Consider the following 21,789-nt stretch of genomic DNA (forward strand, 5'->3'; position numbering starts at 1 on the left):
GGGAACGGCAACCGCGGTGCCGAGGCGATCCGCGTGGCGCACGCAAAAGTGCCCCGGCGGGGACGGCGCGAAGCCGCCCCCACCGGGGCACCGGGATCGGGCTCACTCCGGTGCGGTCACCGCACGAAGTAGAGCTCACTGAACAGGTCGCCGGTCGGCACCCGCTGGCCCCTGGAGGAGTCGACGGGGTCGAGGACGACCAGGTGGCCGGAGTCTCCCCGGAACTGGGCGAAGGGACCACCCGGTCCCCACGACCCGCCGAGGATCTTGCCCAGCGGACCGATCCCCGCCATCCGGGCCGCCCCGTCCGGGTGGCGCTGCGCGAAGCGCTCGGCCAGGCCGAGCATGCGCCGCGCGGCGTTCGCCTCGTCGACCACGATGGCCGGGCCGCCGCTGCCGTACTTCAGCAGGTCGACGACGTCGGTCGCGTTGACGAGCCCGGTGAGGCCGTCCAGACGGGGAGGATCTTCCGGCGCGAACCGCCGCTCGGCGACAAGCTCGCGGCGGACCGCCTCCTGGTGGTGCGGAGACAGGACGAACTTCCAGAGCTCGTCCGTTTCGCGCAGCTCGCCGTGGAGGTCGGACACCATCGGCTGCTCACCCCGGGCGACGGCTCCTACGAGCCGGTTCCCGAGGTGGTCAAGTGCGTCGCAGGCGAGAACCGTCACACGGTTCCGGTACTCGCCCAGCATCTTGTCGAGGATTCCGGTGAACCCCTGCACGAAGAGGTCGCGGTCTCGCCTCGTCTTCGCGAACCACCTGCCGCACAGCTCGGGGGAGGCGATCTCCTCCTGCAGCGCGGGGAGCAACGGAAGCCAGTACTCCTCGGCGGGAACGCGGAACACGACTCGCACCTTGGGCCCGTCTCCGGGCAGGGCGCGAACCAGCTTCGCCACACTGCCGGCGAGGAGCCAGAACGACTCCCGCGTCCCGAGCTGGTGCCCGTCGGCCCCGAAGCCGATGGACGTGATGGGCTCGTTCATCGACCGCAGGAACCGTTCGGACGTCAGCAGCTCCAGCGGGAACTCGCGCTTCTCCGTCCGTGCGACCGGACGGCGCCTGCCACGCAGGTTGCCGGCGCCCACGAGGAGCGTGATGACCTTGGGTGCGGCGCCCCCGAACGCGTGTTCCAGGTCGCCTCCGATCCACCAGTGGTCCGTCTCCTCGCCGTTGCGGTACCCCGCGTAGGCGAGACCGTCAGGACCGGCGGTGGTGTCGACGACGGCCTCCTGCTTGGCGAACATGCCGTGCAGGTCGAGCCCGTCCACGACGGCATCCAGCCGGCGGCACGCCTCACGCGAGGCGCCCCGCAGCGGCCGGCGTGGTCCGCCGACCTCGCGCCGCAGGCCGGCGAGGCTTTCGCCCGCCGACAATTCGACCGGCTTGAGGACCTGCGGGACCTCCGGTACCCGCTGGCCGCTGGACTCCGCGAGGAGCCGCCTGATCGGGAATGACATACGTCATCCCTCCTTCTTTCGATTGTTGTCGCCCGCCCGCACGCTTCGTGCGGACGGCCCGGTCCGAGGACCGGGCAAGGGTGACCGTGCCGCGCTCGCGGCGTCTGGCAACGCCGTCAGGCCGTAAGACCGTCACCGGGCGGGAACGCGATGCGCGTCCCGCTTACACGGAGCCGAAGAGTTGCGTCCAGTAGGTGCCCGCCTTGCCGCCCCCCTGGAAGCCGACCCCTATGTGGGTGAAGTCGGACTTGAGGATGTTGGCGCGGTGTCCAGGGCTGTCCATCCAGCCCTGGACGACCTCGGCGGGGGAGCGCTGGCCGCAGGCGATGTTCTCGCCGATGCCGAGATGCGTGGAACCTGCGGCGCGGGCGCGGTCCCAGGGCTGCGTTCCCTCGGGGGAGGTGTGGGAGTAGAAGCGGCGGGCGACCATGTCCTCGCTGTACGCCTGGGCGGCGACGGTCAGGGTCGCATCGTCGGCGAGCGGCCGGAGGCCGTGGGCGGCGCGGTGGGCGTTGGTGAGCGAGACGACCTCGGCGGCGAAGCGCGACCGGCCGGCGGGGGAGAACGGCGTCGCCCACAGGATCGTCCAGTAGAGGTCGCGGTCGCGGCCCCTCCCGGCGGCGTGGCCGATGCCGACGTCGCAGAGCTCCCCGTTGCGCAGGGCGTCCACCGGCTGCCCGCCGTCCAGGTGGTACCGGGTGAACTCCTCCAGCGAGCGCGGGCCGGACACGAACTGCTCGTCGACGGTCAGGTACACGTAACCGTGCAGGGTGACGTGGTCGAAGACCGACATGCCGTCCGGTCCGTCGGCGTCCAGCCGGCGCTGCGCGGCCATGACGGCGGCGTGCGCCTGCGCGGCCGCGGTGAGCCGGCCGTCCAGGTTGACGGGCGGCAGCCCGTTCCGGGCCCGCCGGGAGCCGACCTCGCGGGCGAAGGACTTCAGATGCCGGACGGAGACCGGCGGCCGGGCCGGACGGGACACGGCGGGCGGGGGAGGCGGTGCGGCCGGCGGCGGCGCGGCCGGAGGCATGGGCGGCATGGCCGGAGGCATGGGCGGCATGGTCGGAGGCATGGGCGGCATGGTCGGGGGAGGGGCCTGGGAGCCGTCGTCGGTGACGTCGACGCCGAAGTCGCGGGCGAGCCCGGCCAGGCCGTCGGCGTACCCCTGGCCGATGGCGCGCAGCTTCCACCGGTCTCCGCGCCGGTAGATCTCCACGAGCAGCAGGACGGTCTCCGTCGCCGGACGCGGCGGGCTGAACCGGGCCACCACCGCGCCGTTGCTCCCGACGGCCCGCAGCACGGGGGCGGGCAGGCGGCTCAGCGGGGTCCCGGCATCGGCCGCGCTGATGACCACCGTGACGCGGCTGGCGCCGGCCCGCAGCCGCGGCGGATCCACCATGACGGCTCCGGCCCCCAGACGGGCACCGGGAGCGGAGGGCTGGTTGTAGAAGACGAAGTCCTGGTCGCCGCTCACCTTCCGGTCGTCGCCGGTGATCAACGCGGACAGGTCGAACGGCCCCGGCACCTCGATCGAGACGGCCCCGCCGGGCAGCGGAAGGTTCCCACCGGCAACCAGCTCGCGCATCGCCTACCCCCGTCCTCACCGCGCCGACCGAACACAAGCGCTCGTCAAGGACCGTACGAGGGCGTCTCGCGACGGCAAGGGAACCGGGAGGGCGCCTCGACGGCCCGCACGAGGTGTGGCCCCTGGATCGCTCCAGGGGCCACGGGTGGGGTGGTCGCGCCGCAGTCAGCGACTACGGCGCGCTTGTCACCGAGTGAGGTTGCACAGCCTCATCAGCATCGCGAGCGTGCCCAGGGGGCCGTCCACGAGCAGGTCGGACCGTGCCTTCACAGCGGCGTTGTCGGACGTGCCCACCTTGAGGGTGGGGACGCCCTTGGCCCTCAGCGCGTCGAGGACGTCGAAGGCCGCCAGGTCCGGCTCGCTGTCGCCCGCGTAGAGGACCACGGAGGGCTCCCACGGGAGGGCGGCGACGAACCAGGCGAGGGCGTCCCTCTTGTTGACCTTCGGGCCGAGCTCGATCACGTTGTGACCGGGCAGGCACACCAGGCCGGTTTCGTCGGCCAGGTGCGTGAGGCCGGCGACCAGCCCGGCGACCGTGTCGGGGTCCGTGCCGGCCTCGTAGTGGACGGCGCGGAAGTGCGACTTCACGCCCTCGATGCTCGCGTCGGCCAGACCGGCCGCCGCCAGCACTTCGGACAGCTTCGCGTCGACCACGGACAGCGTGGCCGGGCGATCGACCGGCTGGGTGAGCCGGCCGTGGTGGTACCACTCGCACCCGAACTGGCCGAGCACGTGCAGCCCCTCACCGAGGAGACCGAAGCTCTGGACCTGCCCGACCGATCGTCCGGTGAGCATGCCCGTGGCGCCGGTCTGGGCGACGAGCCTGTCGAGCACCGGGCGGTACCGGCCGTCGACGGTCGGCATGGTCGGGAACTTGACGACCTTCCACATCGTCCCGTCCCCGTCCAGCATGATGACGGCCCGCTCGGGGTTCTCCGCGAAGGCCTCCCAGGCCTTCTTGCCCGCCTCCGACACGAAGGTGAGCACGTGGTTGTTATCTGCGTGCATGAGCTGTTCGCTCCTTTTGTTTGGTGCGTGGCGACCTCGTCTTGCTCGCCACTCCGGTGAGAGGGTTCCTGGTCAAGCCAGGACCCTCTTGCCTGAGACCGTCCCTGACCAGGTGAGAGACGCAAGTGAGGGATCCGGGCCTCCCCGTACCGCCGAGCGGCCGGGCGGAAGCAGGCTCCACGGACCGTGCCCGGGCCGGAGCGCCCACGGGCGGTGGTCGGGCCGACCGCCGGGACCGCTGGCCGGCGTGACGCCTTTTTCAAAGTGATACGGCGTATTTTTCAATCATCCCATCTCTCCTGTGATCAACCTCACACATGGTTGCGAATGGTGAGGAGGAGGGACGGTTCTGTGTGTCACGACCAAGGGGCGTGATCGTCCGCGGCCACCGATTTCGCGGGCGCGCACAAAAACAAAAGGGGTGTATTCCCTATGACCTGCACCAACGTTGTCAACGGCAAGGTGTGCGGCGGCCAGATGTTCAAGCCCGGTAACCAGGGCGGGAGCATGTGGCTCTGCGGTACGTGCGGGGCGGTGAAGCAGAGCTGACCCTGTCAAGCACGTGCCGGTCGACCTCGTCGGCTAGCAAATTTTTTTATTTTTGTTTCTTTTCTTAAATCGCCGGTCGTCTCTGCCTAGAGGCGACCGGCACTTTTTTGGCCGGCCATGGCCGGATTGAGAAGTCGGAGAGTGGTCTGACTTCACGCACCGTCGCAATGCCTGCGCACTCTTGTGTCGCGCAGTCGCCGGGCCGCCCGGTCGGACAGGTCACCTGGGAACCCGCTCGCCCGGACGGGCGAAGTCGGAGCGGATCCGGCGGGTGAGCGTGCCGGCGCACCCCTGCCCGGTACTCCGGGCCCACCGCCTTGTGCCGGTTTCGCGATGAACTTCCGAGTTGCCATCGCGCCGTGTTTCAGGACGGTTAACGGTGCCGACTCGACAGTCGGCTCGCCTCGACCCCTCAGGGGCAGGCGAGACACAACAACCACTCCGGTCTAGGGCCGGGTGGGATGCAAAAGGAGGGACCTTCGTGTCCATCGAAACTGCTGCGGTTGGAACCAACCGCGGTGCCTCCCGCTGGGGGGGTGCCATCATCGTGCTGATCCCGAGCCTCGTTCTGCTCGGCAGCATGTTCTCCCAGGGGGTGGGAGGCGCTCTCACCACGTCGGCCACGGTCGCCCTGGCGAGCGCCGCCCTCATCGTCCTGGTCGGGGCGCCCTTCCTGGGTGCCTACTCGGCCTGGACGTACCGCAAGCACGGGCTCTCGATGCTCCGCATGGGGACCCGTGGGGAGGAGAGGACGAGGATCTTCGAGTCGCTGGGCGGCGGTTTCACCGTCGACGCGGCGATCCTGCGATGGGTCTTCGTCGTCGTGATCGGGCTCACCAGCCTGGGCATCAACATCGGGATCGCCGAGGCCGATCGAAGCATCGGCACCGGGCCCCGTACCGCCATCATGACGCTGGGCACGCTCCTGGCGGGCGTCACGGTCTACGTGGTGAACCGCCACTGGAACCAGCTCGTCATGAGGGTCGTTCTGCTCGGCGGCGTCGTGTTCGCCGTCGCTCTGTTCAGCAGCGACGGGCACATCGAACTCGCCGGCCTCGTGTGGGCGGCGGTCGTCGGTCTGCACATGTTCATGGTGCAGAAGGCACTGACGGCCTTCGGCACCGAGGCCTTCGACGCCGAGACGAACAAGCAGCTGAGCCAGCGCTACCGGGACATCGGCATGACGCTGGCCAACGGCATCACGTTCTTCCTCATCCTGGGCTACGCCGGGTGGAAGGACGCACTGCCCACCCCGGACAAGTTCGAGGGTGCGCCGCTGCCGCTGTGGATCCTGTACCTGGCGATCCCGGCGACGGTCATGGTCCTCCCCGTCCTGGGGATGAACTGGGCGCGCAACCGGCTGGACGAGGGCGGTCAGGCGATGCTCACCTCGACGGCCCCCGTGTGGGGTGCCCTCGCGGCGCTCATGCTGGCCTCCTTCGGCTGGGTCAACCCCCCGACGCTCGACTCCGCTCAGTGGGTCGGCATCGGAGTGGTCGTCCTCGCCGCTCTCGGGGCGGGGCTCGACGCCTCGACCCGTGCCAAGTGGGAGGCCCGGCTCGCCCAGAGGGAGAACGAGCTGGCGATCGCATGGCGCGAGGTCGAGTCGGCGAACACCGATCGCGGGAACGCGATCGACGCTCGTGACGAGGCCAACCGCCAGGCGCGTGCGGCGACCACCGCACGTGACACGGCGGTCAGCCAGTTCAACGAGGTGGACGTCAAGCTGCGCGAGGAGATCGCCCAGCGTGAGCGGCTCCAGGCCGAACTGGACGCCCTGAAGGCGGAGGCACAGCCCCCCGCCGCCAACGGCGTCAAGTCGGTCGAGTACGTCGAGGCCACCGGGCTGGTCGGCACGCCGGACGGGGAGATCCGTCTCGGCTTCGCCGGCGGGCTCACCGTCGAGACCGGCGACGGCCTCGTGATCGAGGGCAAGGGCGTCCACGGAGCGACCGTCGGCAGCGACGGGCGCTTCAGGGGCGACCGGGTGGCTCGCGGCACCGTCACGTGTGGCGGCCGTGAGTTCCAGTTCCGGGACGGCGAGGCCGTGCAGGCCGACCCCGACGGGAACTACCGCATCGAGCGGGTGTCCTACGGGAGCTCGACCGGCGCTCAGAGCGCCGAGTAGAGCTGTCGTTCAAAAGTTCCGGCCTTAACCGGCACCGCGTGTAGGCGGATGCGAGGTGAGGGCCGGCCAACCCTCCCTTCGCGTTCGGCGAAACGTGGTGTCGGCCTCGGCAGATGCCGCGGTTCAACCGAGTGTGGAGCGAGGGTCCGGCCAAACCCTCCTCTGCATCTCGGTGAACCGCAGCGTCGGCCTCGGCGGGCGTCACGGCGTAGTCGGGTGCGAGGTGAGGGTCGGCCAACCCTCCCTTCGCATCTGGCGAAACTGTGGCGTCCGCCTAGGCGGGCACTTCGGTGTAGTCGGATGAGACGAGGGTCGGCCAACCCTCCGTCGAATCCGACGAACCCTAAGTGTCCGAGCCGAGTGCGGCACGGAACCTCACGCGAGGGTCGGAGGCTGGCCGCCTCCGACCTCAGCACCGAGCGGAAGGGAGCGCCACTCCACTCCGCTTCTCGATGGTCGTCCGGGGGCAACCCCGGACGGCCATCACCTTTACGGCCGGTCCTTGCCAGACCGGCCGTTTCTCTTTTCCGGAGCCGGGCTTGGGGCCCCTCTCTTCGGCGGGGGAGAAGTGATCGGACGCAAAAAACCGGCCCGCGTCCAGGAGACGCGGGCCGGGTGAGGGCGGCCGTTGCCGGCCACCCTCTGGTGGGAGCGGCCGTTACCGACCGCATCCCGGTGTTACAGCCGCTTGAGCCCGATCACGACCTTCCGGCCTTGATCAGAGCCCTGGCGGCCTTGAGCAGGCCGAGGTGGGAGAAGGCCTGAACCTGGTTCCCGTACTGCCTCCACCCCGTGGACTCGGCGTCGGACTCGGCGTCGGACCCGGGGTCGATCTCTTCGGCCAGGAGGCCGAGGGGACCGACGTACCCGGTGACCTTGCGGAAGAGCACCTCGGCGCGCCCGACCTCGCCGATGGCGATGAACGACTCGACCAGCCAGAACGCGGTGATGACGAACGCCATCTCCTCGCCCGGCAGACCGTCGCCGTACTCCTCGGCGTTGTACCGCCGGAGCATGCCCTTGTACTCCAGACCCTCCGCGATGGCGTGCACGGTCTTCCGCACGCGCCAGTCGTCGCCCGGCAGGAAGCCGAGCAGGGGGATCAGGAGGCACGAGGCGTCGAGCTCCGGGGAGCCGGCGGAGGCGGTGAAGACACCGTCTTCGCCGACACCCTCCAGGATCTCCTTGCGGATCTCCTGAGCGGCCTTGGCCCACTCCCGGGCCCGGTCGGTGTCGCCCCGGTCCTCGGCGAGCTTGCTGCCTCGGTCCAGCGCGACCCACAGGTACAGCTCGGAGCTGGTGAAGCGCCGGGGCACGCCCCGGACCTCCCAGATCCCGCGGTCCGGCTGCCCCCAGGCCTTGAGGGCACCCTGGACGAGCCGCACGACCAGCCGCCAGGTTCGGGCGGTCAGCCGGCCTCGCTGCGTCTTGTAGATCAGCTCCAGGAGCTGACCCCAGATGTCGTTCTGGACCTGGTTGTACGCACCGTTGCCGATGTGCACCGGAGCAGCGCCCTCGTACCCGGACAGGTGCGTGAGGGTCTCCTCCACCAGGCGCGTCTGCCCGCGAAGGCCGTACATGATCTGCACGTCCTCCTCGGGGAGACGCTCGAGGAACCGCACGAGGCGGTCCGCCGGCTCGCGGAAGCCGTACTCGAACAGCGCCATCGCGGTCATGGCGCCGTCACGACCCCAGAAGTACCGGTAGTCCCAGTTCCTCACCCCGCCCGGCGTCTCCGGGAGGGAGGTCGTCGCGGCGGCCGCGATCGCACCGCTCGGGTTGCACAGGCCCCGGAGGACCAGTGCGCTCCGGGCGATGAGGTCCCCGAACTCGTGGTCCGGGAGGTCGCCGCTGTCGAGCCACGACCGCCAGTACGTGGCGGTCTCCTTCACCAGGCGCTCGGCCTCCTGGTAGTTCTTCGGAGGCGCGTCGTCGCCCCAGGCGAGGGAGATGAAGGCGCCGTCCCCCTGCTGGAGGGTTCGACGCTCCTTGAGCCCGTCGCCGCTGAACACGCCGCGGCGGCGCAGGTCGGTGGTCAGCCTGACCTCGAGACCGTCGCGCGACCGCGCGACGGACCGGTCCCACTTGGCGGGCTCGCGCCCGTAGTCGAAGACCATTTTGAGGTCGGCCGTGACCTGGACCTGCCCCTTGGTGCACCGGGCGAGGCGCACCAGGGTTCGACGGGCACCGGAACCCGGCACCATCACGAGGACGTCGGTGACGACGAGGCGTCCCCCAGCCGGGGTCTCCCACGTCGTCTCGATCCCGAGGGACCTGCTGACGTTGCGCTGGGCGACCGGCCTGGCGCCGTCGTTGAGGCCCACGAAGAAGTGCCCCGCGCCTCCGAGGAGACCCGAGAACACGCTGGGCCCGTCCATCTCGGGAAGGCACATCCAGTGGATGTCGCCGCCCTCCGCGAGAAGGCAGGTTTCGCCGTCGGACACGTATCCGAGGGCCTCGATGCGGGGGAACCCGCTTCGAGTGTGTTGCGGACTCTTGAACATGAGTCCTTCCTCCTTGTGCTTTGAACGTTCCACCCGCGGCTCCTAGAGCCGCGGACGGGTCCGGCGTTGCCGGACACCTTTAACAGTGCCGAAATATTCTGGAAACGCAAGCACGGCGACTTGCGGGCGGGGGGCGGATGTGGTGAGTCGGCAATCAGCCGTGCAGTCAATAGCCAATACGGAAGTGTCGCCTGATTGTGGTATCGGGTGCGGACGGCCCTCTCGGCGGCCGCTGTGCGGTCCGCTGTCGGACGCCGTCTGAACGGGAGTTGTCTCCCCTCCGGGCGCGATGGTCCGGTCACGGGACGTGACGATGAAAACGGCGGGAGCCTCCGGGGAGTTCTTCCGGAAGCCGTCCCGCCGTTTCCGTGCGCCCTCGCCGGCGGTTCACGACGCCGCCGCTTTCAAGGGAGGGCATGCACCCCCGCAGCCTAGATCCAGAAATGGCGACACGGGCGTTTCGTAAGAGCCTGTTCACCGGGCGGCCACCCGCAGGTCTCCGCAGCTGAGTCGGCATGCACGAAGATCGTTGAGCACGACCCGGCTCCACGGAGTCGTACCCATTCATCGGTGCGACAAAGGGAGCCGGGTCACGACCGGTTCCCTTTGTGTGCACCTCGCACGAGGAGTTCCGGAAATGACGACAAACAAGAATTCTGAACGCAGGCGGTACCCCTGGCTGGGGGTGGCGCTCGGAGGCGCGGACCGGCTCAGCTCCGCGTCCGGCAAGGCCCTCCTGGACAACCGGCTGATCGGTGCGAACGGTCTGCAGGTGCAGCAGGCGACGGCGCTGGAGGCGACCTTCGGCGGTCTCCTGCTCCTGCTCCGCCTCGTCTTCTGGAGGGGCGGGGACGACAGGCCGGCCGCCGGGATGCCGGCGCGGTCCAGGCGGATCTGGTCCCTGATGACGTTCGGGGTGATCGGCATGGACAAGGCGCTGCTGTTCGCGGCCCTGTCCTTCATCCCCTTCAGCGTCACCGGAGGGATCTACTACACCGTCCCGCTTCTCATCCCCGTCATCGCGGGGTTCAGGAGCGGGAGCAGGGGGCGAGCCGCCCTCCTCACGCTCTTCGCGGCGGCCGCCGCGGTCGGTGTGGTCCTGCTCGTCCAGCGAGACGGCCCGGCTGCGGGAAGCGGCTACCTGCTCGGCGTGACCTGCGCCCTCGGCGCGGGCGTCCTGCGGACCCTGTACCTTCCCGTCACCGACCGCCTCATCCAGGGCGCGGGCCGGTTCTACACCGAGAAGGTGATCGCCTGGTCGACGCTGTCCGTCGGCGTGATCGCCGGCGGCATCGTCATGCTCACCGGGGGCTTCGCCTTCCTGAGCTGGCCGATCGTCCTGTGGGCGTTGCTGGTGGGGCTGCTGAACAACACCCTGCCCCGCATCATCCAGATGCCGGCGAGGGAGCTCGCGGGCGACGCCGTGTACGCGGTGTTCCTCACCGCGAGTCCGCTGATCGCCACGCTCGTCGGGCTGGCCTTCCTGGACACGCGGCTGATCCCGATCCAGTGGGCCGGGGTCATCGTCATCACGGTGGCCGCGGCAGCGGTCGCCCAGATGAGCTTCAGCCTCCGGGACCGGAGCCACGCGCCGCTCATCGAGCTGTCGTCGGCCACACCCGAGGCCGTCCTGCAGCACGCTCTGGACGAGCGCGGCAAGATCCTGGAGACGCTCGAACGGCTGACCCAGGAGTACGGGGACTGCGAGAAGGCCGTCGCCCTGGCGGAACGCAAGGTCGCCGAGGCCAGGCTCGCGAAGGCTCGCGCCGACGCGAGGAAGGCGGAGGCCACGGCGGTGAAGACCCGGACCGAGGCGGAGAAGGCCGCGGCCCAGGCGGAGACCGCCGCGGCGCAGAAGAACGCCGCCGAAGCCGCGGTCAGGACGGCCGAGGAGGGGGTCCGTCTCGCTCAGGAGAAGGCCCCGACCACGTCGTCCTAGCGGCGACGTATACCGCCCACAGCGGAGCAGGGGTGCGGAGACCACCGTCTCCGCACATCTGAACACAGTCCGGGACCGGGCAGGCCAACCCGTGCACCCGAACCGTGGAATCGACAACAGCGTGACGCCGGCCAGCGCCACGTATCCAGATGACGGCGGGAGGATGCATCCTCCCGCCGTCCCCTTTTCAGAGCCCGGCGCCGGACCGGGTGTCGTCGGTCTTGGCCGGGACGGCCTGGTGGCAGGCGACGCTGTGCTCGTCGGCGAGCGGCAGCAGCCGCGGATCCTCGGTGGCGCACCGGTCGACCGCGATCGGGCAGCGGTGCCGGAACGGGCAGCCCTCGGCGGCGGCCAGCGCGTCCGAGGCGCCGGCGGTCCGGTGCGCGGCGCCGAGCCGGGGGACGGCGTCGCGCAGCGCGACGGTGTACGGGTGGGCCGGGGCGCCGAGCACGGTGCCGATCGGGCCGGACTCCACGATCCGCCCGGCGAACAGGACGTGCACCGTGTCGCAGAGCCGGTCGACGATGGCCAGGTTGTGGGTGATCAGCAGGTAGCTCAGCCCGTGCTCGTCCCGCAGCCCCGCCAGCAGGTCCAGCACGTGGGCCTGCACGGTGACGTCCAGGGCGCTGGTCGGCTCGTCCAGGACGAGCAGCCGCGGGTCGACCGCCAGCGCCCGGGCGATGACCACGCGCTGCCGCTGCCCGCCGGACAGCTGGTGCGGGCGGCGCCCGGCGAGGGCAGGATCGAGGCCGACGTCGGTGAGCAGCTCCGTCACCGACGGGAGGTCCCCGTCCTTCCCCGCGGGCTCGCCGCCGGCGCGGCGCCTCCGGATCCGCAGCGCCTCGGAGATCGAGGCGCCGATGCGCATCCGGGGGTCGAGGGCCTCGCTGCCGTCCTGGAACACCGGCTGGACCTGCGACCGGTAACCCGCCCGCCCCGCCCGGTCGAGCCGGGCGATGTCGCGGTCGCGGAACAGCACCCGGCCCTGCTCGGGTTTGACCAGGCCGAGCAGCGCCCGTGCGATGGTGGTCTTGCCCGATCCGCTCTCCCCGATGACGGCGACCCCGCCGGAGTTCTCCGGCACCGTGAGGGAGACGCCGCGGACCACCGGGGTCCGGTCATAGCTGACGGTGAGGTTGTCCGCGCTGAGCATGGTCACTCCCCGATCGCGGGGACCGCGTCGAGCAGTTCCCGGGTGTAGGCGGCGGAGGGGCTGTGCAGGACGTCGGAGGCCGGTCCCGCCTCGACCACACTGCCCTGCCGCATGACGACGACGTGGTCGGCGATGCCGGACACGACGGCCAGGTCGTGCGAGACGAAGACCAGCGCGATGCCGTGCTCGTCGCGCAACCGGGCCAGCAGGTCCAGGACGGCGGCCTGCACGGTGACGTCCAGCGCGCTGGTGGGCTCGTCGGCGAGGATGACGTCGGCGCGCAGGGCGACGGCCATCGCGATGGCGAAGCGCTGCGCCTGGCCGCCGGACACCTGGTGCGGGTAGCGGCGCAGCAGCCCGGGGTCGAGCAGGACGCTGCGCAGCGCCTCCTCGGTCCGCTCGCGGGCCTCGGCGCCGCGCAGGCCGTGCCGGGCGAGCACCCGTTTGAGCAGGGCCCCGAGCCGCATCGTGGGGTTGAGGGACGCCTGCGGGCTCTGGCTGACCAGGGCGATGACCGAGCCGCGCATCTTCGACAGCGTCCGGTCGTCCGCCGTCACGACGTCCGTGCCGTTGACGAGGATCTTCCCGCTGACCTGCAGCCCGTCCGTCAGCCCGAGCATCGCGTTCAGGGCGGTGGTCTTGCCCGAGCCGCTCTCGCCGACGATCGCGGCGCACTCGCCGGGGCCGACGCTCAGCTCGTCGAGCGAGGCCAGCAGCAGGTCGCCGGCCCGCACCCGCAGGTTCTCCGCTGTGAGCACCGCTTTCATCGGGTGACCTCCCGCCGGGGGTCGAGGGCGGACCGCAGGCCCTCGCCGAGCACGTTGAAGCAGAACGCGGTGATCACGATGGCCAGGCCGGGGAAGGCGACCACCCACCAGTTCGTGGTGAACAGGCTCTGCCCCTGCTGGACCATCAGCCCCCATTCCGCGGTGGGCTCCTGCGGCCCGAGGCCGAGGAAGGACAGCGCCGCGGCCGTGAGGATGACCCCGCCCGCGTCCAGGGACAGCTGGACCAGGACCGGGGTCAGCGAGTTGGGCAGGACGTGCCGCAGCACGATCCGCGTCCGGGACCCGCCGAGGCAGCGGGCCGCGTCGATGAAGCCGCGCGATCTGATGGACGTCGCGGCGACCGCGCTCATCCGGGCGTACCAGGGCCACCAGGAGGCGGTGATGGCGATGATCGCCCCCTGCGTTCCCGGGTGCAGCACGAGCGCCAGCGCCACCGACAGCAGCAGCGCCGGGAAGGCCAGGAACACGTCGGTGATCCGCATGATCACGTCCCTGACGATCCCGCCCGCGTAGCCGGCGACGACGCCGAGCAGCACGCCGATGACGGCGGACAGGGCGAGCACCGCGACGGCGATCGTCAGTGAGGTGCGCGCCCCGTAGAGGACCCGGGTGAGCATGTCGCGGCCCACCCCGTCGGTCCCGAACCAGTGCTCGGCGCCGGGCGACCGCAGCGCCTCGGCCGGGTGGGTCGCGTCGGTCCCGTCGCCCGGATAGGGCGACAGCAGCGGGGCCGCGAGGGCCGCGATCACGACCAGGGCGAGGACCACGGCGCCGACGGCGGCCAGCCGGTCGGTGCGGGCCGCCCGCACCACCCGGTGCACGGGCCGTTCCCGGAGGGGCGCGACGGGGGTGTCGAGAGCGGTCATCTGATCCTCACCCGCGGGTCGATGGCGGCCTGCGCGAGGTCCACCAGCAGGTTGACGATGACGTAGGTGAACGCGATCGCGATGGTGACGCCCGCGATGGCGGGGGCGTCGGACGAGCGGATCGAGTCGGCGGCGTACCGCCCGAGCCCCGGCCAGTTGAAGATGGCCTCGACCAGGAAGGCGTTCACCAGGGAGAAGGCGAAGACGAGCGCCAGCAGCGCCAGCACCGGGCTGAGCGCGGGCCGCAGCGAGAACCGGGTCAGCACCTGCCAGCGGGTGAAGCCGAGGGCCCGTTCCAGCCGCGCGTGGTTCTGCGTCGACTCCTCGATGAGCGCGGCGCGGGTCATCTGGGCGACCACGCCGGTCGGATAGGCGGAGATCGCGGCCGCCGGCAGCACCAGATGGGCCAGGGTGCTGCCGAGGACCGCCCAGTTCCCGGTGATCAGCGCGTCCACCGCCGTGATGTTGGTGTACAGGTGCAGCGGGCTGGTGCCGTCCAGCTTGGGGTCGTACTCCCCGGCGACGGGGAGCCAGCCCAGTTTGGTGGCGAACACGTTCTGCGCGAAGAGCGCCAGCAGGAAGACCGGCACCGACACGCCCGCCATCGAGGTGATCCGGATGGATCCGTCGGCCGGCCGGCCCCGGAACCGGGCGGCGAGCACCCCGAGGGGGATGCCCACCAGCACCGCGATGATCACCCCGGTGCCGACCAGCTCCAGCGAGGCGGGGAAGGCGGTGGAGATGTCGCCGAGCACGTCCTGGCGGGTGTGCAGGCTGATCCCCCAGTCGCCCTGGACCAGCGAGGTGAGGTAGTCCCAGAGCTGGACGGGCAGCGTGTCGTCCAGGCCGAGCTCCGCGCGGGTCCGGGCGAGCTCGGCGGCGGAGGCCCGGGGCCCGGCGTAGGTCACCGCCGGGTCCCCGGGGACCAGCCGCATCACCACGAAGGTGAGCACCACGACACCGGCCACGACGAACGCGGCCTGTGCCAGGCGTCGGAGCAGGTAGCGGGTCATATCACGCAGCCGGGCTGAGGTCGTGCGCGAACACGACGTTGGGATACGCCGGGTCGTCGGTGTAGCCGTCGACGTCCGCCGAGTACGCGCGCTGGTACTGCTGGACGAACAGCGGCGCCGCGACGGCCTGGTCGACCAGGAGCTTGCGCTGGAGCGACGCGTACGACGCCTCCGCGGCGGACCGGTTCGTGGCGGTCAGCTCCGGCAGCTTGTCGATCTCACCGTCGACGCCCGAGTCGTTGAGGTAGGTGAGGTTGAAGTTGACCGGGTCGGCCGAGCGGAACAGGTTCAGGAACCAGCTGTAGGCGTCCGGGTAGTCCGGGTACCAGTACATGACGAAGACGTCCTGGCGCTTGGACGCGTCCTTGCTCTTGGCACGGTCCCACTGGGCGTCCCACTGCATCGGCTTGGCCTGGACCTTCACGTTCAGGCCCTTGAGCGCGGAGCTGAGCAGCGTCACGAACTTCTGCTGGTCGTCGTCGCCCTGCGCGTAGGTGAGGTCGAGCGTCAGCGACTTCTTGCCCGGCCCGTACCCGGCCTCGTTCAGCAGCCGCGTCGCCGCCGCGGTGTCCTGGCGCCCGGCCAGGCCCGGGGTCGCCCCGGTCAGCCCGGTCGGGACGACGCCGCTGGCGGCGGTTCCCGAGCCCTTCAGCGTCGACACGAGCCCGTTGTAGTCGATCGCAGCCTGGACGGCCTTGCGGAGCCTGACGTCCTTCAGCGGACCGGCCTCGGTGTTGAAGAACGCCATGAGGTTCTGGAACGACGGAACCGAGTCGGTCTTGAGGCTCTTCATCCCCTTCGCCTGAGCGAACAGCTGCGGGTTGAGCCGGTGCACGTAGGTGACGTCACCGGCCTGCAACTGCTGCCACGCGGTGGTGACCTGCGGGGTGTTGCGGAACTCGATGCCGGTGTAGTGCGAGCCCTTCCAGCCGCCCCAGTAGTCCTTGAACTGACCCAGCCGGACCTCGGCCTCCTGCCCCTTGTTCCAGGAGGCGACCGTGTACGGGCCGGTGCCGGTGTCGTGGCCCTTCGCGACGTAGTCCTTGAGGTCTCCGCCGCCGGGCGCCTTCGTGTCGTAGATGTAGGAGGCGTAGCCGGAGGAGGAGACCAGGTCGAGCGGGGCCGCGTACTTCAGCTCGAACACCAGCGTGTGCGGGTCCGGCGTCTCGATCGCCTTCACCGGGTCCCAGATGTAGGCGGCGCCGCCCTTCATCTTCATCGTCCGCTCGATCGCGGCCTTGGCGACGCTGGAGGTCAGCGCGGTGCCGGTGTGGAACTTCACGCCGTCCCGCAGGGTGAACGTCCACTTCTTGCCGGCGTCGGACGAGGTCCACTTGGTCGCGAGCCGCGGCTCGACCTTCTTGGACTTGGTGTTGTACCGGGTCAGCGACTCGTAGACGTTCTGCATCGCGATGATCTCGTTGGAGTACGAGGTCGCGGGGTCCCAGTCGGTGACGACGTTGAGGTTGAACGAGTAGACGAACGTGCTGGACGTCGAGGCCGCCTTGCGGACGGCTCCGCCCGAGCAGCCGGTGACGGTCACGGCGACTGCCGCCGCGAGCGCCAGTGATCTTATGCGCCAGGACATGACGGGATCTCCTTGCAGGGGGACCGGACAGGGGGAGTGGGGGGCCGGGCTAGAGGTTGCCGAGCGGGCCGGCGGCCTTGACCCGCAGCCGCAGCGCGGGTTCGGGCAGGTAACTCATCGGTACTTCGGTGATCTCCACGACCTCCACTCCGGCCGGATCGGCTCCGGCCTGCACGGCCCGGCGACCGGCCACACCGGACGCCTCGGCGATGGCCTCCCTGCGGCCCTCGCCTGCCGGGATAATGGTCTCAATGGTCCCGCTGACCATGGCGATCGCCGCGCCGACGGCGTTGGCGACGTCCCCGTGGGCGGGGCGGATCACCTCGGCGACGCCGGCCAGCGCGTCGGGGATCAGGAACGACCCGCCGCCCACCGCGATCAGCGGCTGGTCGGTCTTGCCGAGGGTCATGCGGTCGACCGCGTCGGCCAGCATCTGGTCGGCCGTCTCCACCGCCGAGCCGAGCGCGCCGCGCAGCCGGTCCGGGATCGGGGCGCCGGCCGGCGCCCCGCGGCCCGCCAGCGCGCCCGCGTCGGTCATGGTGGGGGTGTCGCCGCCGAAGGTCAGCGCCTTCTCGGTGATCCGGTACCCCACCGACTGCGGCCCCACTTTCCCGTCCGGCCCGATGACGGTGCCGCCGCCGAGCGCGAGCGCGAGGATGTCGGGCATCCGGAAGTTGGTCCGCACCCCGCCGATCTCGACGCCCGCGGACGACTCCCGGGGGAAACCGGCGTACAGCACGCCGAAGTCGGTCGAGGTGCCGCCCACGTCCGCGATGATCGCGTCGGTGAGGCCGGACAGGAAGGCCGCGCCCCGGATGGAGTTGGCCGGGCCCGAGCCGATCGTCAGCACCGGGTACCGCACGGCGTAGTCGATCGCCATGAGGGTGCCGTCGTTCTGCGCGAAGTACGTGGTGACGTCCAGGCCCCGCTCGGCGAGCGTGTGCTGCAGTCCGTCCCACACGGCGCTGATGACCCGGTAGAGGGCCGCGTTGAGGATCGTGGCGTTCTCGCGCTCCAGCAGCCCGAGCGTGCCGATCTCATGGCTCATCGAGATGGGCACCGCGTCGCCGAGCTCGTCCCGGGCGATCTCCGCCGCCTCGATCTCCTGGTCGGCGAAGGCGGGGCTGAACACGCTCGTCAGCGCGATCGCGTCGGCCTCGCCGGCGACGTCGGCGAGCACGGCGCGCAGCGCGCCGGGGTCGAGCTTGGAGATCGGCCTGCCGTCGACGTAGTGGCCGCCGGGGAGCACGGCGGTGCGCGCGGTGATCGCCGCCGACAGGTCCGCCGGCCAGGACTGCGCCGGGGGCACCGAGGTGGTGGCCGGCCCGCCGAGCCGGATCGCGGCCACCTTGCCGAGCCCCCGCCGCTCCAGGATCGCGTTGGTGGCGTGCGTGGTGCCGAGCATGACCCGGCCCACCCGCCGGACGTCGTCGCCGAGCTGGTCCAGCACCGCGGTCAGCGCCGCGTGCAGACCCGAGGAGACGTCGGCGCTCGTCGCCTGCTTCGTCCTGGCCAGGACCTCGCCCTTGGCGCTGAGGACGACCGCGTCGGTGTTGGTACCGCCGACGTCGACGCCGATGCGCAGGTCGCGGGTGACGGTGCCGCCGGGCGTACGGTCAGCCATGAGAGAGCTCCTCCACGGGCGTGTAGTCGATGTCGTAGCCGAAGGCCCGCGGGCCGGCCGTGGCGAGACCCCGCTCGGTCCGCCAGATCGGGTCGCACGGCCAGGACAGCACCGCCACCCGCTGTCCGTAGCGCAGCGACTCGGTGGAGATGGCGCCGGCGGTCTGCGCGTCCACCACGGTGATCAGGTCGGGGACGCAGGCGCGCGCCCGGCCGTCCTCCAGCGCGATCAGGTTCTCGTTCTGGATCTCCACCCGGAGCAGCCGGCCGCGGTCGTCGCCGGTGCCGTCGACGACCAGGCTGCCGCGGACGAAACCGCCGCCGGTCCGGCGCTCGACGTCGATGACCTTCCCGGTGATCAGGACGGTGGCGTCCAGCGTCGCGCACAGGGCGCCGAGCGGGTCGGAGCCCTCCTGCACGGCGTGGCCGATCGCGAGGGCCTTGCTCACCGTCCCCTCGATGACCGCGCCCCGCGCCTGCGCGCCGGTCAGCACGTAGTCGGCCATCAGCGCGGACGCCCCGCTGGCGATGCAGACCGCGCGGGAGATGCGCTCCGACCACAGCCCGTCGACCGGGCGGACCGTGGTGACGTTGCCCTGCACGTCGGCCAGGACGACGAGGTTCACCGGCCGTCCCGCCACGTACATCGAGACCATCTGGACCTCGGGAAACGCCCGTCCCATCCCGTCGGCGTCGACCAGCGGCAGGCCGAGCCGCGCCGCCCAGCCGACCGGCCCGACGCCGTTCGAGCCGCCGATCTCGCAGGCCATGACCGCCGCCACCGGACGGCCGAGGATCCGCTCGACCTCGTCCCGGATCAGCAGCGGCTCCTCGCCGCTCATCAGCATCTCGTGGGCGACGGTGGGTGCTCCGATCCCCGACAGCGGGAGGACGAGGCTGTCGTCGGGCACCTCCGACAGCGGGATGAGCGGCACCTCGCCGAACTCGTCGATCGCCCGGACCGCGGTCAGCGTGCCCGTCTCGACGTCCCCGCCGCCCCCGGTGCCCAGGATCGCGCAGCCGCGGGCGAGCGCCGGAACGTCGTCGAGAGTCACGCGACCGGTCCTCGAAGGTGTCATCTGCATGCTGGAAGAATGGTCCCACCGTCTGACCTGGCGGAAGGGTGGAGGGCACAAGGTTTCGCGAGTGTTTGTGTCGGTGGCACAATGTGGGCGTGTCCTTCGTCGCGGACCTGGTCGGGACCGGTTCCCGGATCCCCCTCACCCTGCTCGCCGGCCCGGCCGACGCCGAGCCGCTCACCTCCGTCACCGCGGTCGAGGCGCTGGCGCGGCTGCAACGCGCCCCGGAGGGCGCCCTGGTCGTCGTGACGGGACGGTCGGCCGCGAGAGCCGCCGGATACGAGCTGGACATCGCCGTCCGCACCGCCGCCGAACGCGGAGTGCCCGCGCTGGTCCTCATCGGCTGCGGACCGCTGCCGATCACCGCGGCCCGGCTGGCCGACCGGGCCCGCCTGGCCGTCCTCACGGCCGAGGAGGACTGCGACGTCGCCGAGGTCGTGCTCTACCTCGGCCAGGTCATCCGGGGCGACGCCGCCGACTCGCTCGCCCGCGCGCAGGCGGCGCTGCAGATCGTCCGCGACGTCGGCGAGGCCCCCGGCCCCGCCGAGGGCGGCGACCGCGTCGTCGCGCTGCTGGAACGGGTCGGGGCCGTGCTCGGCCGCACCCTGACGACGACCGACGAGGCGGCGGGGCCGGCCGGCGCCGAGCCGATCTGGGTGGCGGGCCGCCGCCGGGGCGGCGTGACCGGTCCGCCCGACGACGCCGTACGGCTGGTGCTGCCCGCCGTGGCCGCCGCGATCGGCCGCCTGCGGCAGTACGCGCTGGAGCGGGCGACCGCGCCCGGCCAGACCCGGTCCGACATCCTCACCGAGCTGATCGTCAGCGAACGCGCCCAGGCGGGCGCACTGGCCGACCGGGCCCGGCTGCTCGGCCTGGCCGTGGACGACCTGCACACCGTCATCTGGATGACCCCGGACCGGCCGCCCGGCCCGGACCCCGCCGAGCTCGCGGAGCGGCGGCGGCTGTTCGACACCCTCACCCTGCGCACCCACCAGGCCCCGCAGCCGTCCGGCGAGTCGTGGAACCTTGCCCGCCTCGCCGCCGACATCGTGCTGGTCGGCACCGCCCGGGCCGAGATCCGCCAAGCACGCGCCCTGCAGATGATCGACGCCGTGCGCGCCGCCGTCGCCGAGGAGCATCCCGGCACGGTGCTGCGCTTCGGGATCGGCACACCGCAGCGCGGGATCGAGGGGCTGCGCCAGTCGGCCACGGAGGCCCGCGCCGCGGCGGCGATCGCCGTCCGCTCCCGCGAACTCGTCCACACCTTCGACGCCGCGGGCATCAACCGGGTGCTCTCCCAGATCGCCGCCTCGGCGCTCAGCCGCCGGGTGATCGACGATCTGCTGCGCCCGCTCGACGCGCTCGGCCCGGGACGGTCGGCCGAGGCCATCGCGACGCTGTGCGCCTACCTCGACGCGCGCGGCTCGCTGAAGGCCGCCGCGTCCCGGCTGGCGCTGCACCCCAACGCGGTCAACTACCGGATCAGGAAGATCGTCGAAAGGCTCGGCGCCGACCTGTCCGACCCCGACACCGCGTTCGCCCTGCACCTGGCCTGCCGCGTCCGCCTCCGCGACTGACCCGGCGTCCGTCCCCCCAGAAAAGAAAGAACCGCCCTCGCCCCGGAAGTCCGGGACGAGAGCGGCCTATTGATCAGATCACCGCGGCCCGGAGGCCACATCGATCAGTTGTCGTCATGCACCCTTGATGGTGCCGTCGTCGTCGAGGATGATGTCGCCGTCCTCGTTGTCGCCGACCTTCTTACCCATTGCCATGGACATAGTGATAACCCCGTTTCAGTTGCACTCATCGTTAACAAAATGACGGGTCTCGAGAACCCGCATAGTGGACTGTACAGAGCCCGGCCGAGTCGGCAACCCGTATCTTCGAATCGGGCCCGAGATATGCGGTGGACGGGCAAAGAGAACCGGCCTCCACCCCGTCGGGGGATGGAGGCCGGCCACTGCATCACCCGGATCAGTGGATGCCGGGCGTCGTTCAGATGGTGGGCAGGGCCTCCTGGAAGTCCACCACGGCCCAGAAGGTCTTGCCGCGGCCGCCGCTGCTGAAAGCGCCGCACCGGAAGGTGTGCGTGATCAGCCGTGCGACCCAGTTCCGCAGCGACCCCGCCGCGTCGGGCAGCTCGGGCAGCTCGGGGTCACGGCTGAACACCGTGACGAGGGGGTAGCGGTAGTGCTCGTCCTCGAACCAGCCCAGGGTCAGGGTGTAGGCCGGCGCGTGGGGCTCGAGCACCCCCGGCGTCGGCCGCCAGTTCCCCTTGGCGATGTCGATCAGGTCCAGCGCGATGTCCCGCACGCGGTCCTGCACCCTGCTGGGCAGGTCGGCGTAGATGCCCGACATCGCGCCCTCGACCGTCCTGGCCGTGGGCGTTCCGTACGTGTTCCGCTCGTCCCCGCTGAAGGCGGGCGCGGAAACGCCCAGCTCGAACTCGGGGTACGGCTGCGGACGGTACCCGATGACTCCGGTCAGGTCGTTCATGGAATTGCTCCTT

At 71.1% G+C, this 21,789-nt stretch carries 15 protein-coding genes; 3 read left to right on the top strand and 12 right to left on the bottom strand.

Annotated features, from left to right (window positions below; translation table 11 throughout):
- Positions 1-116 precede the first annotated feature (116 nt).
- From BJ999_RS08655 to BJ999_RS08665, 3 genes are all read right to left on the bottom strand, one after another.
- A complete protein-coding gene (locus BJ999_RS08655) occupies positions 117-1,457 on the bottom strand; it encodes a hypothetical protein (RefSeq protein ID WP_179832805.1) in 1,341 nt (446 codons plus the stop codon).
- A gap of 163 nt (positions 1,458-1,620) precedes the next feature.
- Complete coding sequence (locus BJ999_RS08660) at positions 1,621-3,042, bottom strand: CAP domain-containing protein (RefSeq protein ID WP_179832806.1); 1,422 nt, start codon at positions 3,040-3,042, stop codon at positions 1,621-1,623.
- A 186-nt stretch (positions 3,043-3,228) separates the two neighbouring features.
- The gene (locus BJ999_RS08665; RefSeq protein WP_179832807.1) at positions 3,229-4,050 is read right to left on the bottom strand and encodes a trehalose-phosphatase; all 822 of its coding nucleotides are present in this window, start codon (positions 4,048-4,050) and stop codon (positions 3,229-3,231) included.
- A gap of 1,096 nt (positions 4,051-5,146) precedes the next feature.
- On the opposite strand from BJ999_RS08665, the gene BJ999_RS08670 reads away from it, so the two are divergent.
- A complete protein-coding gene (locus tag BJ999_RS08670; RefSeq protein ID WP_179832808.1) occupies positions 5,147-6,727 on the top strand; it encodes an ATP synthase subunit B family protein in 1,581 nt (526 codons plus the stop codon).
- Positions 6,728-7,425: 698 nt separating this feature from the next.
- On the opposite strand, the gene BJ999_RS08675 is transcribed toward BJ999_RS08670, so the two are convergent.
- Positions 7,426-9,231 (bottom strand): glycoside hydrolase family 15 protein, encoded by a 1,806-nt coding sequence (locus BJ999_RS08675; protein WP_179832809.1) that lies wholly within the window; start codon positions 9,229-9,231, stop codon positions 7,426-7,428.
- 637 nt (positions 9,232-9,868) lie between these two features.
- On the opposite strand from BJ999_RS08675, the gene BJ999_RS08680 reads away from it, so the two are divergent.
- The gene (locus BJ999_RS08680; RefSeq protein WP_179832810.1) at positions 9,869-11,170 is read left to right on the top strand and encodes a DMT family transporter; all 1,302 of its coding nucleotides are present in this window, start codon (positions 9,869-9,871) and stop codon (positions 11,168-11,170) included.
- A gap of 187 nt (positions 11,171-11,357) precedes the next feature.
- Here the strand turns inward: BJ999_RS08680 and BJ999_RS08685 are convergent, their stop codons facing one another.
- From BJ999_RS08685 to BJ999_RS08715, 7 genes are read right to left on the bottom strand one after another with little or no spacing between them, the layout of a single operon-like run.
- The gene (locus BJ999_RS08685) at positions 11,358-12,323 is read right to left on the bottom strand and encodes an ABC transporter ATP-binding protein (RefSeq protein WP_218934991.1); all 966 of its coding nucleotides are present in this window, start codon (positions 12,321-12,323) and stop codon (positions 11,358-11,360) included.
- Between the two features lie 2 nt (positions 12,324-12,325).
- Positions 12,326-13,090 carry an ABC transporter ATP-binding protein gene (locus BJ999_RS08690; RefSeq protein ID WP_179832812.1) on the bottom strand — a complete coding sequence of 255 codons (765 nt, stop codon included), beginning with the start codon at positions 13,088-13,090 and terminating at the stop codon, positions 12,326-12,328.
- Positions 13,087-13,977, bottom strand: a complete 891-nt coding sequence (locus BJ999_RS08695; protein ID WP_179832813.1) for an ABC transporter permease — start codon at positions 13,975-13,977, stop codon at positions 13,087-13,089. Before BJ999_RS08695 ends, BJ999_RS08690 begins: the two co-directional genes overlap by 4 nt.
- Positions 13,974-14,990, bottom strand: coding sequence for an ABC transporter permease (locus tag BJ999_RS08700; RefSeq protein ID WP_179832814.1), 1,017 nt, complete (start codon positions 14,988-14,990; stop codon positions 13,974-13,976). Before BJ999_RS08700 ends, BJ999_RS08695 begins: the two co-directional genes overlap by 4 nt.
- Position 14,991: 1 nt before the next feature.
- A complete protein-coding gene (locus BJ999_RS08705; RefSeq protein ID WP_179832815.1) occupies positions 14,992-16,578 on the bottom strand; it encodes an ABC transporter substrate-binding protein in 1,587 nt (528 codons plus the stop codon).
- Positions 16,579-16,627: 49 nt separating this feature from the next.
- Entirely contained in the window at positions 16,628-18,202 is a 1,575-nt protein-coding gene (locus BJ999_RS08710) for a hydantoinase/oxoprolinase N-terminal domain-containing protein (RefSeq protein WP_179832816.1), read from the bottom strand.
- Positions 18,195-19,256 (bottom strand): DUF917 domain-containing protein, encoded by a 1,062-nt coding sequence (locus BJ999_RS08715; protein WP_229810260.1) that lies wholly within the window; start codon positions 19,254-19,256, stop codon positions 18,195-18,197. The genes BJ999_RS08710 and BJ999_RS08715 overlap by 8 nt, the downstream gene beginning before the upstream one ends.
- A gap of 119 nt (positions 19,257-19,375) precedes the next feature.
- Between BJ999_RS08715 and BJ999_RS08720 the strand changes: the two genes are divergently transcribed.
- Positions 19,376-20,857 carry a PucR family transcriptional regulator gene (locus BJ999_RS08720; RefSeq protein ID WP_179832817.1) on the top strand — a complete coding sequence of 494 codons (1,482 nt, stop codon included), beginning with the start codon at positions 19,376-19,378 and terminating at the stop codon, positions 20,855-20,857.
- A 418-nt stretch (positions 20,858-21,275) separates the two neighbouring features.
- Here BJ999_RS08720 and BJ999_RS08725 read toward each other — a convergent pair whose 3' ends face one another.
- Positions 21,276-21,776, bottom strand: coding sequence for a hypothetical protein (locus BJ999_RS08725; RefSeq protein ID WP_179832818.1), 501 nt, complete (start codon positions 21,774-21,776; stop codon positions 21,276-21,278).
- Between the last annotated feature and the right edge of the window lie 13 nt (positions 21,777-21,789).

Source organism: Actinomadura citrea, from assembly GCF_013409045.1.
Classification (GTDB): Bacteria; Actinomycetota; Actinomycetes; order Streptosporangiales; family Streptosporangiaceae; genus Spirillospora; species Spirillospora citrea.